11 protein-coding genes are annotated in these 14,201 nt (G+C 58.8%); 9 read left to right on the top strand and 2 right to left on the bottom strand.

All coding sequences use genetic code 11. The features are described 5' to 3' along the window. Positions 1–165 precede the first annotated feature (165 nt). On the top strand, positions 166–360 hold the full coding sequence (locus EXQ56_10835) for a DUF433 domain-containing protein (protein MSO20936.1): 195 nt from the start codon (positions 166–168) through the stop codon (positions 358–360). Between the two features lie 68 nt (positions 361–428). On the opposite strand, the gene EXQ56_10830 is transcribed toward EXQ56_10835, so the two are convergent. Then, positions 429–1,865, bottom strand: a complete 1,437-nt coding sequence (locus tag EXQ56_10830; GenBank protein MSO20935.1) for an anion permease — start codon at positions 1,863–1,865, stop codon at positions 429–431. Positions 1,866–1,979: 114 nt separating this feature from the next. On the opposite strand from EXQ56_10830, the gene EXQ56_10825 reads away from it, so the two are divergent. Further along, entirely contained in the window at positions 1,980–4,427 is a 2,448-nt protein-coding gene (locus EXQ56_10825) for a hypothetical protein (protein ID MSO20934.1), read from the top strand. Between the two features lie 222 nt (positions 4,428–4,649). Next, positions 4,650–7,904, top strand: coding sequence for a TonB-dependent receptor (locus EXQ56_10820; GenBank protein ID MSO20933.1), 3,255 nt, complete (start codon positions 4,650–4,652; stop codon positions 7,902–7,904). Positions 7,905–7,988: 84 nt separating this feature from the next. Here EXQ56_10820 and EXQ56_10815 read toward each other — a convergent pair whose 3' ends face one another. Next, on the bottom strand, positions 7,989–9,173 hold the full coding sequence (locus EXQ56_10815) for an alanine--glyoxylate aminotransferase family protein (GenBank protein MSO20932.1): 1,185 nt from the start codon (positions 9,171–9,173) through the stop codon (positions 7,989–7,991). Positions 9,174–9,371: 198 nt separating this feature from the next. Between EXQ56_10815 and EXQ56_10810 the strand changes: the two genes are divergently transcribed. The 6 genes from EXQ56_10810 to EXQ56_10785 all read left to right on the top strand — a co-directional run bounded on the left by EXQ56_10810 (position 9,372) and on the right by EXQ56_10785 (position 14,127). Beyond that, positions 9,372–9,977, top strand: a complete 606-nt coding sequence (locus EXQ56_10810; GenBank protein ID MSO20931.1) for a hypothetical protein — start codon at positions 9,372–9,374, stop codon at positions 9,975–9,977. Then, on the top strand, positions 9,946–10,359 hold the full coding sequence (locus tag EXQ56_10805; protein MSO20930.1) for a DUF309 domain-containing protein: 414 nt from the start codon (positions 9,946–9,948) through the stop codon (positions 10,357–10,359). Before EXQ56_10810 ends, EXQ56_10805 begins: the two co-directional genes overlap by 32 nt. A 17-nt stretch (positions 10,360–10,376) precedes the next feature. Continuing rightward, on the top strand, positions 10,377–11,384 hold the full coding sequence (locus EXQ56_10800; GenBank protein ID MSO20929.1) for a D-2-hydroxyacid dehydrogenase: 1,008 nt from the start codon (positions 10,377–10,379) through the stop codon (positions 11,382–11,384). A 202-nt stretch (positions 11,385–11,586) separates the two neighbouring features. Next, complete coding sequence (msrP, locus tag EXQ56_10795; GenBank protein ID MSO20928.1) at positions 11,587–12,537, top strand: protein-methionine-sulfoxide reductase catalytic subunit MsrP; 951 nt, start codon at positions 11,587–11,589, stop codon at positions 12,535–12,537. A 22-nt stretch (positions 12,538–12,559) separates the two neighbouring features. Further along, complete coding sequence (locus EXQ56_10790; GenBank protein ID MSO20927.1) at positions 12,560–13,198, top strand: sulfoxide reductase heme-binding subunit YedZ; 639 nt, start codon at positions 12,560–12,562, stop codon at positions 13,196–13,198. A 107-nt stretch (positions 13,199–13,305) separates the two neighbouring features. Then, positions 13,306–14,127 (top strand): DUF4159 domain-containing protein, encoded by an 822-nt coding sequence (locus EXQ56_10785; GenBank protein MSO20926.1) that lies wholly within the window; start codon positions 13,306–13,308, stop codon positions 14,125–14,127. Positions 14,128–14,201 lie beyond the last annotated feature (74 nt).

Here is a 14,201-nt window from a genome sequence, read left to right as displayed (position 1 = left end):
AGGAAGTCGGTAATTTAGTGCGCGGATGATTCCGATGAGAGCCCCGACCGCCAGGGAGGGGGCACGTCAGCCGATTACCGTGCCCGTTGAGCGTGCCCCCTCCCTGGCGGTCGGGGCTCTCATCGGCTGTGGTACGCCGCGCCACGAAGCGCTACAATCAAGGCCATGAAGTGGCAGGGACGAATCACAGTCAACCCGGCAGTTCGCAGCGGGGAGCCCTGCGTGCTGGGGACGCGGATCACTGTGTATGACGTGCTGGAGTATCTGGCTGGCGGCATGAGCGAGGACCAGATTCTTGCTGATTTTCCTGACCTCGCGCGCGACGACATCCGGGCCTGCATGGCCTTCGCTAAGGCGTAACAAATCACCGAAAACCACACGGCAAGAAATGCGCTTGCCGTGGCTACCAAAATAAGAACGTCGGAACACTACGGTTGCAGCCAGAGCAACCAGGGCAGGCCGATAAGCAGGTAGGCGAGCAGGTAGAGCATGCCGAGGATGAAGCCGTAGACCCAGAAGTCCTTGCCGGGGATGTAGCCGCTGCCGTAGTAGATGGGCGCAGGGCCGGTGGCGTAGGGGTTCAAGATACCAAAGACGCCTGCGGGGTAGCCGAGCAACAGCGCCCAGCCGAGCGGCGACAGGCCCGGCAGCGTGATCGCCACGGCGAGAAACACCGGGTAGAGCGCGCTGACGTGCGCGGTGATGCTGGCGAATAAATAATGTAGCAAGTAGTAAGTGGTGGCCAACAGCGCGGCGGTCATGTACGGCGAGTGGCCGGCGAAGTGCGGCGACAGGGTTGCGGAAACCCAGGCGAGGAATTTGCTCTCGGCCAGTCCGTTGGCCAGCGTAACCAGTGTGCCGAACCAGATCAGCACATTCCACGCGGCGGCGTTGCCGATGATGTCGTCCCAATCAACCACGCCGGTGAGCGCCATCAGGCAGACCACGATCACCGCCGATAGCGTGGCGTCCAGATACTTCGTTCCAAATATCCAGAGAAGCAGCGCCAGCAACACCAGCACGATCAGCGTTTTTTCGCGCCGCGTCGCCGCCCCCATCTTGCCGAGTTCAACGGCAGCCCATTGCGGCGCATCTGGGGACTGCCGTATCTCCGGCGGGTAAATCTTGAACAGCAGCCACGGCGTCAGTGCAAACAGCAGCAGGCCGACCGGGGCGTAGCCGATGAACCACGTGGTCCAGGGGATGTCCTGCCCGATCACCTTCAGCGCCATGCCCTTGGCTAGCACGTTAGGCGCCAGCCCGGTAAGGAACATACTGCTGGTGATGCAGGAGGTCGCCAGCGCGGTGTACAGCAGATACGCACCAATTTTTCGCGCGCTGGGACTGTTGGGGTGCGAGTCGTAAAGCTCGGGGATGTGCCGGATTGCCGGATAGATGGTCCCGCCGCTGCGCGCCGTGTTGGAGGGCATGAAGGGCGCGATTAATCCGTCGGAGAAGGCCACCGCATAGCCGAGGCCCAGCGTACTGCGGCCCATCGCGCGAATCAGCAGCAGAGCGATGCGCCGCCCGAGGCCCGTCTTCGAGTAGCCGGCGGCGAACATGTAGGCGGCGAAGATCAGCCAGATGGTGGAGTTCGCGAATCCGCTGAGCGCCCAACTGAGCGACTGCGCCGGCGTGGGATACACCAGCCGGACCGCCGCGGCAATGCTCACGGCAACCAGTCCAAGTAGTGCGGGCGGCAGCGGCTCGGTGGCGATGCCGGTCATAGCCGCGACGAACAGCGCAAAGTAGCGCCAGGCCGTTGGAGTCAAACCCTCCGGTGCGGGCATCATCAACACGGCACTGCCGGCAAGCAGTGGCAGGATCGCACGCAGCACCAGTTTGTTGTTTATCGATGCTCCCATCGCTGCTTCACCTGCCGCTGAACTTCAATAAATATCTTCAGTCTATCCGTAGCCGATACAATCCGCTCAAGCTCTACACGCAAGCCATTGGATCATCCTCTAAAACAGACCAGGATGCAAATATTCTCCATTGCAAACGATTGGTTAACTTCATATGCGCCTGTGATTCTGCGGATTATTTCTCGAATAGTTCGGCTATCATACAAAGAGCGGCAAGATGGTTACCCGGCAATTGAACGTCGCGTGGAAATAATACTACTCATGATTCTTCCGATGAAATCAACAATCTCTAAAACGGCGCGGTGCGCCCGCCCGGGGGGCTGGATCGCCGGCGCATGCCTGTGGACGACATTGCAACTGGTCGCGCAAACTCCGCCCGCGTCTTCCCCCGCGTCGTTATCCTCCACAACTGCACATGGCCATCGCAGCGTTGCCGCCCACGCCGTCGCATCGCCACCCGTAATCGACGGGAAGCTTGAAGACGCCGTATGGCAACAGGCCGCGGTCTCCGCCGGATTCATTCAGAAGGAACCCGCCGAGGGCGAGCCGGTGTCCGAAACGACCGAGGTTCGGGTGATCTACACGCCGACCACGCTGTACATTGGTGTGTTCTGCGCCGACTCCAACCCGGCGGGCATCCGTGGCAGCGAGCGGCGGCGCGATGGCGACCTGGCCGGTGACGACACCGTCTCCGTGGTGCTCGATACCTATCACGACCATCGCAACGCGTTCCTGTTCCGCACCAACTCGCTGAGTACGGCGTATGACGCGCTGGTCTCCGACGAAGGCAAGACGGTGAATACCAGCTGGGACGAACGGTGGGAGGTTAGCTCCGCGGTAAGCGAGCGCGGCTGGTCCGTGGAGTTCGCCATACCCTTCAAGAGCATTCGCGTGTCGGAATCCGATAGTGCCAACGGCGGCAAACTCACATGGGGTTTGGATGTCCAGCGCGACATCCGTCGCAAGAATGAGATCGCCATCTGGAACGATTGGCGGCGCGGCTTTCAGCTCGAGAACATCTCGCAGTCCGGCCATCTGAGTGGCATCGAAGGTATCGAAACAGGATTGCGCATGCGCATCAAGCCTTATATTCTCGGCGGATTTTCGCAGTTCGTCGATCGGCTCCAGCCCGCGCCGGCCACCCCCGTTTTCCGAACAGTAACGAAGAATGCTTCCGATGTCGGAATTGAAGATTTGAAACTGAGGCTTACCCCGGGTCTCACGGCCGATCTGACGTTCAGAACAGATTTCGCGCAATCCGACGTGGACGCACTGCAGGTGAACCTGGAACGCTTCCCGATTTCTTTTCCCGAAAAACGTGAATTCTTCCAGGAAGGTTCCGGTATATTCGATCTCGGCACGGCTTCGCGCGGAACCACCGCGACATTGCGACTCTTCCAAAGCCGGACGATTGGCCTGACTCCACGCGACAGACGCCCCGTGCCCATCATCGGCGGCGGCCGTATTACGGGCAAGCTAGGCTGGTTCTCCGTCGGCTTGCTGAATGTCCAGACGGAAGCCTTCCGCTCGGATCGCGAGAACATCCTGGCCAGCAACTACAGCGTGGCCCGCTTGCGTCGTGATATCCTCGCTCGCTCGATGATCGGCGCATTCATAATGAACCGCGAGAAGGGCGGCAGCGGAGATTACAACCGCATCTATGGTTCGGACGCCATCTTCACTTTTGCCCAACACTTCACCGCCGACGGCTTCTTTGCCAAGTCCGAAGAGCCCGGCCGCTCCACCTGGGCCTGGAGCGCCAACGCAAAATGGGATAGCGACTTCTTCCTGCTCGGCCTCGAATATCTCTCGCTCGACCCCGGCTTTCGCGGTGATATGGCCTTCATTCGTCGCGCGGACTATCACCGCCTAGGACCCCAGATCGCTTTCCGTCCGCGCCCCAACATTCCTTGGGTCCGCCAACTCGATATCTCCGGGACGTGGGATTATCAGATGAACGCCTCGAATAACGTAGTCCGGCGCATCGATAAATACATCACACAAGTGTTCTTTCAGGATGGCAGCCTGATCCGCATCATCCCCTTCGACTACGAATTCGATCGCGTCGAACGCGACTTCGAGATCGTCCCCGGCGTGGTCGTGCCCGCGCATCCCTATCAGTGGAACGTTTATGTCCTGCGCTATCAGTCCAGTTCGAAGCGGCGCTACTGGGCCAACATCGACTTCAGCCATCGCTACGGCTTCTACCACGGCAATATGTACAAGCTGCAGACCGTTCATAACTTCAAGCTGAATGCCCAATCGTCGCTGGAAGCCGATTATGAAATCGACAAGGCTTCGCTGCCCGGCGGGGACTTCACGCAGCATGCCCTGAACTTTGCCGTGAACTATGCGCTGAACAATCGCTGGCTGACCAGCACCACCTTTCAGTTGGACAACATCGATCATTTCGCCGGGCTGCATTTCCGCTTGAACTACATCTTCCGCCCCGGCGATGATTTCTTTCTCATCTATGATGAAGGCCGCGAGACCGGCGGCGTCAATCGCGGCGAGAAAAATCGTTCGTTGCAGGCCAAGTTCACCTACTCGTTTGATTACTAGCTGATAACTACTAGCCGGCAATAATTAGACGGCGACTCCTATCCGGTCCTTCCGAACAGGTTCAAAACATATTGACTTAAATGCAATGGTCGCCTAGTATGGCCCTAGTTCAGCCGGTACCGTTTGGACGCGGGACCGTAGCCGGGAGCGTCCGATAGGCTCTTCCTGATGGCCTGTCTCATCGGCAGTGGACATAACGGAAAATCGTAACGGAGGAAATTCATGGGAAAGCTTCGCTTGTACACAATCCACGTATTGGCCTTGGCCCTACTGCTGACGCCACCCTTGCGCGCTCAGGTGGGCGGCAAGCTGGAAGGCGTGATAACGGATTCCAGCAAATCCGTGGTGCCGGGCGCGATGGTTACCGCCACCAACACCGAAACCGGCATCGCCCGCGAGTCCACCACCAATGCCCAAGGACGATTCGTGTTCAATGCGTTGCCACCAGCGCGCTATGACATCGCGGCATCAATGACCGGCTTCAAAACTACACTTCGCCAGAGCATCACCGTGAGTATCGGCGGTGATGCAATCATCGATCTAACACTAGAAGTGGGAACCGTTGCCGAGCAGGTTACCGTAACCAGCGAAGCCCCGCTCATCGAAACGAGATCCGCCACTGTCGGCGGCGTGGTGGAAGAGAAAACCATCCGCGAGATTCCTCTCAATGGCCGCAGCTTTTCCAACCTGATGGTCCTCGAACCCGGCGTGATCTTTACGCGCGCGGCGCGGCCCTCGACCACCGCCGGCACCGGAGAAAAGATGTCGCTCGGCGGCGCGCGCCCACAGCAGATCAGCTTCCTGCTCGATGGCGCGGACATGATGGGCAAGGATGGAACCACGCCTGCTGGCGCGTCAGGCATGATGCTTGGCGTCGACACCATTCAAGAGTTCCGTGTTTCTTCCAGCGCCTTTGGCGCGGAGTACGGTCGCAACGCCGGCGGCGTGGTCAGCGCGGTGACCAAATCCGGCACGAATACCTTTCACGGCACCGCGTTCCACTTCCTGCGCAACGACAATCTCGACGCCGCACAGTGGGAGGACAACGCCTTCGGCCGTCAACAGCCCGAGTTCAAGCGCAACCAGTTCGGCTTCACCCTCGGCGGACCGATCCTCCGCGACAAGACTTTCTTTTTTGGGAGCTTTGAAGGAGTTCGTGAGAGGCTGGGCAACACGTCCACCAATGTTGTTCCCAATACAGCCGTGCGGGCGGGAGCGGTGGCGGCCAGCATACGCCCCTATCTGGCGATCTATCCGCTGCCCAATGTGGCCGGTTCCGAGGAGCGGCTTGGCGGAGGCGTGGGACAGTACTCCTGGGCAGGCTCCACCAATACGAATCAGGATGACTTCCTGGCGCGCGTGGATCATCAGTTGACCAATAACGATTCTCTCAGCGGACGTGTTTATTTTGACGACGGCGCCCGCACCAATCCCACCAGCCTCGGGCTGCTGGGCAATATTCAGGACTCGCGTATTCAAAGCTATCTGGCGAACTACAAGCGCATCTTCGGCGCCAGCGTGGTGAATGATTTTCGCATCGCCTACACACGGACACGGCTGACCGCGGATGATTTGATACCCGGGGCATTGAACGCGCTGGAGTATATTTCGGGACGCGGTTTCGGCATTCTCAATCCCGGCAGCGGAATTCAGGGCATCTCGACGGGCGGCACCAACCCGGCCTATTGGACGCAAAATATATTCGAGTATATTGACGACATGGCGCTCACCAACGGCTCGCACACGGTGAAGCTGGGTGGCCTGGCCAAGCGCATTCAGTTCAACGGATTTTCCGCCGCGCGATTCCGCGGCCAATATGATTTCCGCACACTCACCGAATTTCTCGCCGGCGATCCGAATCAATACGAGGCCGCCAACGTGTTTGCCGGTCCGCGCGGACTGCGCCAGTGGATGATCGGTATGTACATGACCGATGAGTGGCGCGTCACTCCTCGCCTGACCATGAATATCGGCCTGCGCTATGAGTTTGTGAATTCGCCGACCGAAGTTGCCGGACGCATCGCCAACCTGCGCAACCAACTCGATCCGGATGTGACTGTCGGGAACCCCTATTTCCTGAACCCATCGCTGAAGAACCTGGCCCCGCGCTTCGGAATTGTTTTTGATCCCATCGGCGATGGCAAGACCTCGATCCGCGGCGGATTCGGCATCTATCATGACCAGCTCTTGCAACTGAACTATCGCGTGGGCGCCTTCCGTGTGCTGCCGTTCCAGCAGCGGTTCCTGGTGGTTCGACCGCCGGGCGCGGCCGTATCCGGCATTCCATTTCCCAATGCCGGAGACAACCTCCTGTCGCAGCCTCCCGCGCTGCATGACAGCAACGTGCAGATCGACATCACTCATTGGAATCCGCACCAGCCTTACGCCATGCAATTCAATCTGACGATGCAGCGGCAGGTAGCGTCGAACGTTTCCGTCATGCTCGGCTACCTGGGCTCACAGACGCGCAACAACGCGCGCAACGTGAACTGGAACACTTCGCTGCCGACCGCCATCATCAATGGCGAGAAGTGCTGGTCGGTCGCAGGATCAGCGTGCTTCACGGGCGCCGCTACGCCTCGCAGGAACAGGAATTTCTCCGCCGTGCTGCAGCGCGAGTTCGACTCCAACTCTAATTACAATTCGCTCCAGGCACAGATCACCAAGCGCTCGGACAAAGGTTTGACCTTCAGTTTCGTCTACCAGCTCTCGCGCACCATGGACGAAATCTCCGGACTCGGCGGCAGCACCGACTTCGAGAACATCACCAGCTTCGCGATGGACCCGGAAGATCGCGGCCGCGATTACAGCCGCGCCGCATTTGATATTCGCAATTACCTCACCGTCAACGGCTCGTACGCGATTCCGCTGAAGCCACTCTCCGGCGTGGCCAACAAGATTCTTGGCGGCTGGAGAATCAGCAGCCTGCTGAACTACTCCTCCGGCGAGCCGTTCACGGTGGTGAATGCTTTTGACCGCGCGGGCAACAACACGCGCATCTTCGGCAATCAGGAGCGGCCCAGCGTTGCGCCGGGGGCTTCCAATAATCCTACCAGCGGCACGACGGCGGGATGCACCTTCGTCGGCGGTATTGCTGGTCCTTATAATCCCGCCGCCACCACGAACTCCGTAGTGCCCGGCCAGGCGTTGGGCACGCCATATCTCTGGTATGATCCCTGCGCCTTCCAGCTCCAGTCTTCCGGCGTATTGGGCAATCTGGGCAGAAATACTGTGCAAGGCCCGAACTTGTTGGGGTGGGATTTAGCAATGCTGAAGGACTTCACGATTAGCGAAAGCAGTCGCGTGGAGTTTCGCTGGGAGCTATTTAACATTTTGAACCGGCCCAACTTCGGCAGCCCGAACTTCAACGTATTTCAAAACCCCACATCCGTTACGCCTGGCGCCACAAGTTCCCAGATTTCTTCCACCAGAACTTCCGCGCGGCAGATGCAGTTCGCCTTGAAGTACATTTTCTAGGCGCTAGCCCTGCAACCAAAAATAAACCCACGGCGGGAGTGAATCCGCCGCGGGTTTTTCATTTTGCGAGATGTCTCGGAGCGCCTACGAAGCGGCGAATACCTTCTCCGCCGCCACGGCTCCAGCGCCGCGCGGGAACCTGTGGCCGGCTTCGGCAAGCGCGCCGTCCAGCGCGCTTAACAATAGCAGCACATTGGCAGGGCTGGCGGTGAGTCCCATCAGGCCGACGCGCCAGATTCTTCCCTTCAGTTGCGCCAACCCGCCGGCAATCTCGATGGCGTAGCGCTGCAGCAGATGGCCGCGCACTTTGGCGTCATCAATCCCCTCGGGAACGCAGATGGTGTTGACCGTGGCGGCCCGCGCGGCGGGATCATTTACGAACATCCGCAGGCCCATCGCCTCCATGCCGGCCACCAGCGCGAGATGTGCGCGGCGATGGCGAGCTTGGGCCTTATCGAGACCTTCTTCCAGCAGCAAGCGCAGCGCCTCATGGAATGCGAAGATCATGTTGACCGGCGGCGTGTGGTGATAGCTGCGCTCTGGGCCCCAATATTTCTCAACCATGCTCAGGTCCAGATACCAGCTCTGCACGGGCTGCTTGCGATTGCGCAAAACGTCCAGCGCGCGCTGGCTCAGCGTGATGGGCGCTAGTCCCGGAGGACACGCCAGACACTTCTGCGTGCCGCTATAAACCACATCAAGGCCCCAGGCGTCGGTCTCCAACGCGATTCCACCGAGCGAGGAGACGGTGTCCACCACCATCAGCGCCCCGGCCTCGCGCGCGATTTTTGCCAGCGGCTCGAGCGGCGTGCAGACACCCGTGGAGGTTTCGCTGTGAACGATCCCCAGCAGCTTGAGCTTCTTGCCAGCGACGGCCTTGCGCACCTGCCCCGGATCAGGCGCCGTGCCCCAGGCATGGTCAATGCGCGTGATCTTCGCGCCGCAGCGGTCCAGAATTTCGCACATGCGCGATGCGAAGACGCCACCCACCACCACGGCGGCTTCATCGCCTGGCTCGATGAAGTTGATCAGCGCAGCCTCCATGCCTGCGCTGCCAGTTCCCGGAATGGGCAGAGTTACGGTATTGGCCGTGCGGAAAGTATCGCGCAACATCTGCTGGAGCTGGCCGAGTATTTCCAGAAACGCGGGATCCATGTGTCCCACCACGGGCTGGATCATGGCACGATAAACGCGCGGATCGACCTCGCTCGGGCCGGGACCCATTAACAGGCGTTTTGCAAAATTGATGGTATGCACATGCGGAGACATGATTTTCACCTCAATAAAAGTTGGCTGGTGGCGCGCCGGACCCTCACCATTTCACCGTGACGCGAATCATAAGTATACTCGGAAGGATTGCGTCAGCGAATCGCCCCGCTGCGGATAATCGAAAATTGCGGTGCAGCTTTCCGAGGAGACCTGGTGGCAAATCGCAACGTGGCAAACCATCAAACATATGCCGGGAAGATCGCACTGACTGCGCGCGAACGCGCCATATACAAGCGACTGCGGCGGCCTGAGTTGATCCAACGATTCCTTGACGAAGCGATCGCCTACGACCTCGGCACAGGTGGTCCGCGGTGCCGCTCGCCCCGCAACGTATTACGCGACCGGCACGCGGCTTGCATGGACGGGGCGTTGTTCGCCGCGGCGGCTCTTAGTCAAAATGGATTCCCGGCGCTGTTGTTGGATCTGGAAGCCGAGCACGATGACGATCATGTGCTGGCCGTCTTCCGGCAAAACGGCTTGTGGGGCGCGCTGGCAAAATCGAATTACGCCGGACTTCGTTTCCGCGAACCCGTTTACCGCACGCTGCGCGAGCTGGCCATGACTTACTTCGAGCACTATTACAATCTACGAGGCGAGAAGACACTACGCACCTATTCGCGTCCCGTGCGGCTATCACGGTTCGACGCCATTGCTTGGATGACCTCAGAGGAAGATGTCTGGGCCATCCCGGAATATCTTTGTCAGATTTCACATACGCCGATTGCCCCGCCAGTGGTAATCAGACGGCTGACGCGAATGGACAAACGGCTCTTTGCGGCTGGATTGGTGGGCCGAATTGACTAACGATTTGCCGTCCACGCAAGATGCCCAGCGCGAGCAGCAAGAGCTAATCCGGCACGGCGTGGAACTGTTCAACAATGAGCAGTACTTTGAATGCCATGAGGTACTCGAGCAGGCCTGGCTCGCCGCTCAGGGCCCGGAAAAATTGGCGCTGCAGGGACTCATTCAGGTGGCCGTGGCATTTCATCATTTGCGTCGCGAAAACTTCGTCGGTGCCCAACGATTATTACGCGCCGGAGTTAGCAAGCTGGCTGAAAATGGTTCCGATCACTTGCACATTCGGACCGGTGAGTTGATCGCTGCAATAGAACCACTACTACTGTTGCTGCGCGACGGCACAGCTCGCTCGGATTATCGGCGACCGGCGATACAGTACTTTTCCTAAAACGGAGACTGACTCCCATGAACGAGCGTCCCATTGCGCGCCGCAAACTACTTTGGCCGGCTATAGAGAAGATTGAATACGTTGCTGTCCCCACGGTTGAGGAAGCAGTGTTGCAGCGCGATTTTCCCGATCTGGAGATTGTCATCGCGCGGGACATGGAGTCCTACCTCGCCAATCTGTCCGACTGCGAAATTCTCATTACTTGGCGTCTGAAGACTGAGCATTTCACACGCTGCCGAAAGCTCCGGTATCTCCATTCGCCGATGGCTGGGGTGACCCAGATGATGTTCCCCGCGTTGGTCAATAGCGAGGTGATGGTAACCAACTCCACTACGGTGCATGCGACGGTGGTGGCAGAGCAGACTCTGGCCATGATGTTCGCCATCGCCCGGCGCATACCATCGTCGGTGCGCTTTCAGGAGCGCCGCTATTGGGGACAGGAAGATTACTGGGTCCGCCCGTTGACGCCCACTGAACTGAGCGGGCAAACGCTGGGCATCGTCGGCTTTGGCCAGATCGGCAGAGAGATCGCCGTGCGCTGCAGAGCCCTCGGCATGAAGATTGTGGCGCTCAAGAAGAATCCTGCGCAGGGCGGTGATCTTGCCGACCATGTTTATGGAATTGGCGAGATGAACTCACTGCTCGCCGAGGCCGACTATGTTGTGCTGTGCGCGCCTGAAACCGCCGAGAACATCGGCCTGATCGGCGCGGCGCAGCTATCCAGAATGAAGCCAACGGCGGTGCTGCTGAACGTGGCGCGCGGTTCGTTGGTGGTTACCGATGATCTTATGGCCGCGTTGCGAGCGGGAACCATTGCTGGCGCGGGGTTAGATGTTACGGACCCGGAGCCGCTGCCCGCCGATCATCCCTTATGGACTGCGCCCAACGTCCTGATCACGCCGCACCTGGGAGGCTGCACGGACCGGTTTTGGCCGCGCCAGATGGCCTTGCTACGCGACAATCTTCAACGCTATCTGGCAGGCCGGGAGCTGTTGAATCTGGTGGACAAAAAGAAGGGCTACTAGGGAGTTGGCATGGGATTTTTGCTACTATGCGACTCCGGCCCGGCACCCATTTAAGATGTCTCAAAGCTTTCGGGGCTATGGCAAACTAGACTTGCAACTTGGGCATCAGCGGGAAGTAACCTTTCCTTGCCGATTGCATCTTACGATTGGGATGCCAGCCAAGGTGTTAGGCAATCGAAGGAAATGTCGGAGGTGATCGGCGATGTTGATCGGAAAGTCAAAAAGCCTGCTGTACTCTCAGGTAACACCCCAGATGGAATATCTGAACCGACGGAGATTTCTGGCTAGCCTGCTCACCGGTGGCACGGCTGCGGCTATTGGTCATGGATTGACGAGCCCTTCGGCCTACGCGCAAACCGGTCGAAAGCTCAGTGGTCTGACCAAGAGTCCATTCAGCACAAGCGAACAGATGAATTCGTTCGAAGACATCACCACCTACAACAACTATTACGAGTTTGGCACGGGCAAGGACGAGCCGGCGGTGTATGCGAAGAACTTCAAGACCACGCCGTGGACCGTGTCGCTGGAAGGCGAAGTAGCGCAGCCCAAGACGCTGGACATGGACGCCATCATGAAACTGGCGCCACTCGAGGAGCGCATCTATCGGCACCGCTGCGTGGAGGGCTGGTCAATCGTGGTGCCCTGGATCGGCTTCCCGTTGAGCGCGCTGCTCAAGCAGGTGGAGCCGACTTCGAAGGCGAAGTACATCGCCTTCCAGACCTACTTCGACATCAAGCAGATGCCCAAGTGGCGAGCTGCTGGTATTCCGCTTCCCTACGTGGAAGGGCTGCGCATGGATGAGGCGATGCATCCGCTGACCCTGTTGGCCGTTGGACTATATGGCGAAGTGCTGCCCAATCAGAATGGCGCGCCGCTGCGCCTGGTGGTTCCGTGGAAATATGGATTCAAGAGCATCAAGTCAATCGCCAAAATCAAGTTCGTCGAGAAGCAGCCGCCGACTACCTGGAACATCGCCATATCCAACGAGTATGGGTTCTACTCCAATGTGAACCCCAAGGTCGATCATCCGCGCTGGACGCAGGCCAAGGAGCGCCGTCTCGGCGAGGTGTTTCGCCGCGATACGCTGATGTTCAACGGCTACGACCAGGTGGCCTCGCTCTACGCCGGCATGGACTTGAAAAATAATTACTAGGAGCCGAACATTGATTCGCCGGCTGCTGATTTCGAAGTGGACGAAAGTTGCGGTCTTCCCGCTGTGCCTGGCGCCGGTTGGCTTGCTGGTGTTTCGCACGTTCACAGCGCGGCTGGGTGCCAACCCCATTGAAACGATCACGCACACCACTGGCGACTGGACCATCTGGTTCCTGCTGATTGCGCTCTCCATCACGCCGCTGCGCAAGCTGCTCGGCCAACCGGACCTGATCCGCTTCCGGCGCATGACGGGCCTGTTCGCGTTTTTTTATTCCTGCCTGCACTTCCTAACGCTGATCGTTTTTGACCACTTCTTTGACGTGCAATCGATCCTCGCCGATGTCTACAAGCGGCCCTTCATCACCGTGGGATTCCTGGCATTCGTGCTTATGATCCCGCTGGCGATTACCTCCACCAAGGGCATGATCCGCCGTCTCGGCAAGCGCTGGCAGTTGTTGCACCGGCTGGTGTATGTTACCGCCTCGCTCGGTGTAGTGCATTACTACTGGCTGGTGAAGTCGGATGTCACGCTGCCGCTGCGCTACGGCGCGATCCTGGCCTTCCTGCTGGCCTGCCGCGTGGCATTTTGGTGGCAGGCACGCCAAGCCAAGCGCGCGGCATCCGAAGCACTACGCAAACGGGACACTGCGCCAGCCACTTAACAACGAACCACACTACTACTTCTCGTCGAATCTGATTGACTTCGCCACCGCCGTGGAATAGTTTTTAGTCAGCTACGATTCGTCTCAAAGCTGAAAGCGGACCCACTATGCAGCTTCGGTATCCAGTTCAAACCGGCAAGCGGGTCGCGCCGATACTACTAATTTTAACGCTCCCGATTCTCCTGATGGCGCTGTGGGCCATTGTCGCCAACGCGCAGCGCGACCGGCGCGGCAGCGGCTGGGCCTTCAATGATCGGGCGGACGAGCGTGCCGCACCCAAAGACACGGAATTCGTTTTCGCTCGCATCCGCTACGGCTCGCGCAGGGGGGATCGCGGCGGATTCGGCGGGTCCGCTGGCTGGGCGCACGACTATCCCGACGCGGAAGAGCACATCCTGCAGGTGGGCAGCGAGGCCACCACCATCAACACGCGCAAGATGTCCTATGTAATCGTCGACCTCGACAGCGAGGATATTCACAATTATCCATTCGCCTACTTCAGCGAAGTGGGACAGATGAATCTGTCGATCGAGGAAGCCGATAATTTTCGCGAATATCTGGATCGCGGCGGGTTCGCCATGATCGACGACTTCGACAGCCAGCGCTCATTGGATTGGTTTCTCGCGCAAATGCAGCAAGTGTTTCCCGATCGTGATTTCGTTCCGCTGACCATTGACCATCCCATCTTCCACACTTTTTATGAGATTCCCACGTTGGCGCTGGAGTCGCCCTATGAGGCGCAGGATGGCGGACGGCCCACGTTCTACGGGTATTTTGATGAAAGCGGACGCCTCGCCATGATCATCAATCACAATAACGATATCGGCGACTTCTGGGAGTGGATCGACCAGCCGCGCTATCCGCTGCAGCCCTCCACGGAAGCGCTGCGGCTGGGCATCAATTATTTAATGTTCTCACTCACCCATTGAAAATATTCTGCTGATACTCTTGATCCCATTGCGAGAATGGCAACGGAGTCGGGACGCACAACCGCTCTGCCGGT

The sequence above is a fragment of the Acidobacteriota bacterium genome, assembly GCA_009691245.1.
Classification (GTDB): Bacteria; Acidobacteriota; Terriglobia; order 2-12-FULL-54-10; family 2-12-FULL-54-10; genus SHUM01.
Note: the sequence above shows the minus strand (reverse complement) of the source record. Positions and strands in the feature narration are given on the sequence as shown.

Coding starts and splice junctions, on each gene's coding strand:
- EXQ56_10835 (MSO20936.1), top strand. CDS start 166: ATGAAGTGGCAGGGACGAATCACAGTCAACCCGGCAGTTCGCAGCGGG.
- EXQ56_10830 (MSO20935.1), bottom strand. CDS start 1,865: ATGGGAGCATCGATAAACAACAAACTGGTGCTGCGTGCGATCCTGCCA.
- EXQ56_10825 (MSO20934.1), top strand. CDS start 1,980: ATGCAAATATTCTCCATTGCAAACGATTGGTTAACTTCATATGCGCCT.
- EXQ56_10820 (MSO20933.1), top strand. CDS start 4,650: ATGGGAAAGCTTCGCTTGTACACAATCCACGTATTGGCCTTGGCCCTA.
- EXQ56_10815 (MSO20932.1), bottom strand. CDS start 9,173: ATGTCTCCGCATGTGCATACCATCAATTTTGCAAAACGCCTGTTAATG.
- EXQ56_10800 (MSO20929.1), top strand. CDS start 10,377: ATGAACGAGCGTCCCATTGCGCGCCGCAAACTACTTTGGCCGGCTATA.
- msrP (MSO20928.1), top strand. CDS start 11,587: ATGTTGATCGGAAAGTCAAAAAGCCTGCTGTACTCTCAGGTAACACCC.
- EXQ56_10785 (MSO20926.1), top strand. CDS start 13,306: ATGCAGCTTCGGTATCCAGTTCAAACCGGCAAGCGGGTCGCGCCGATA.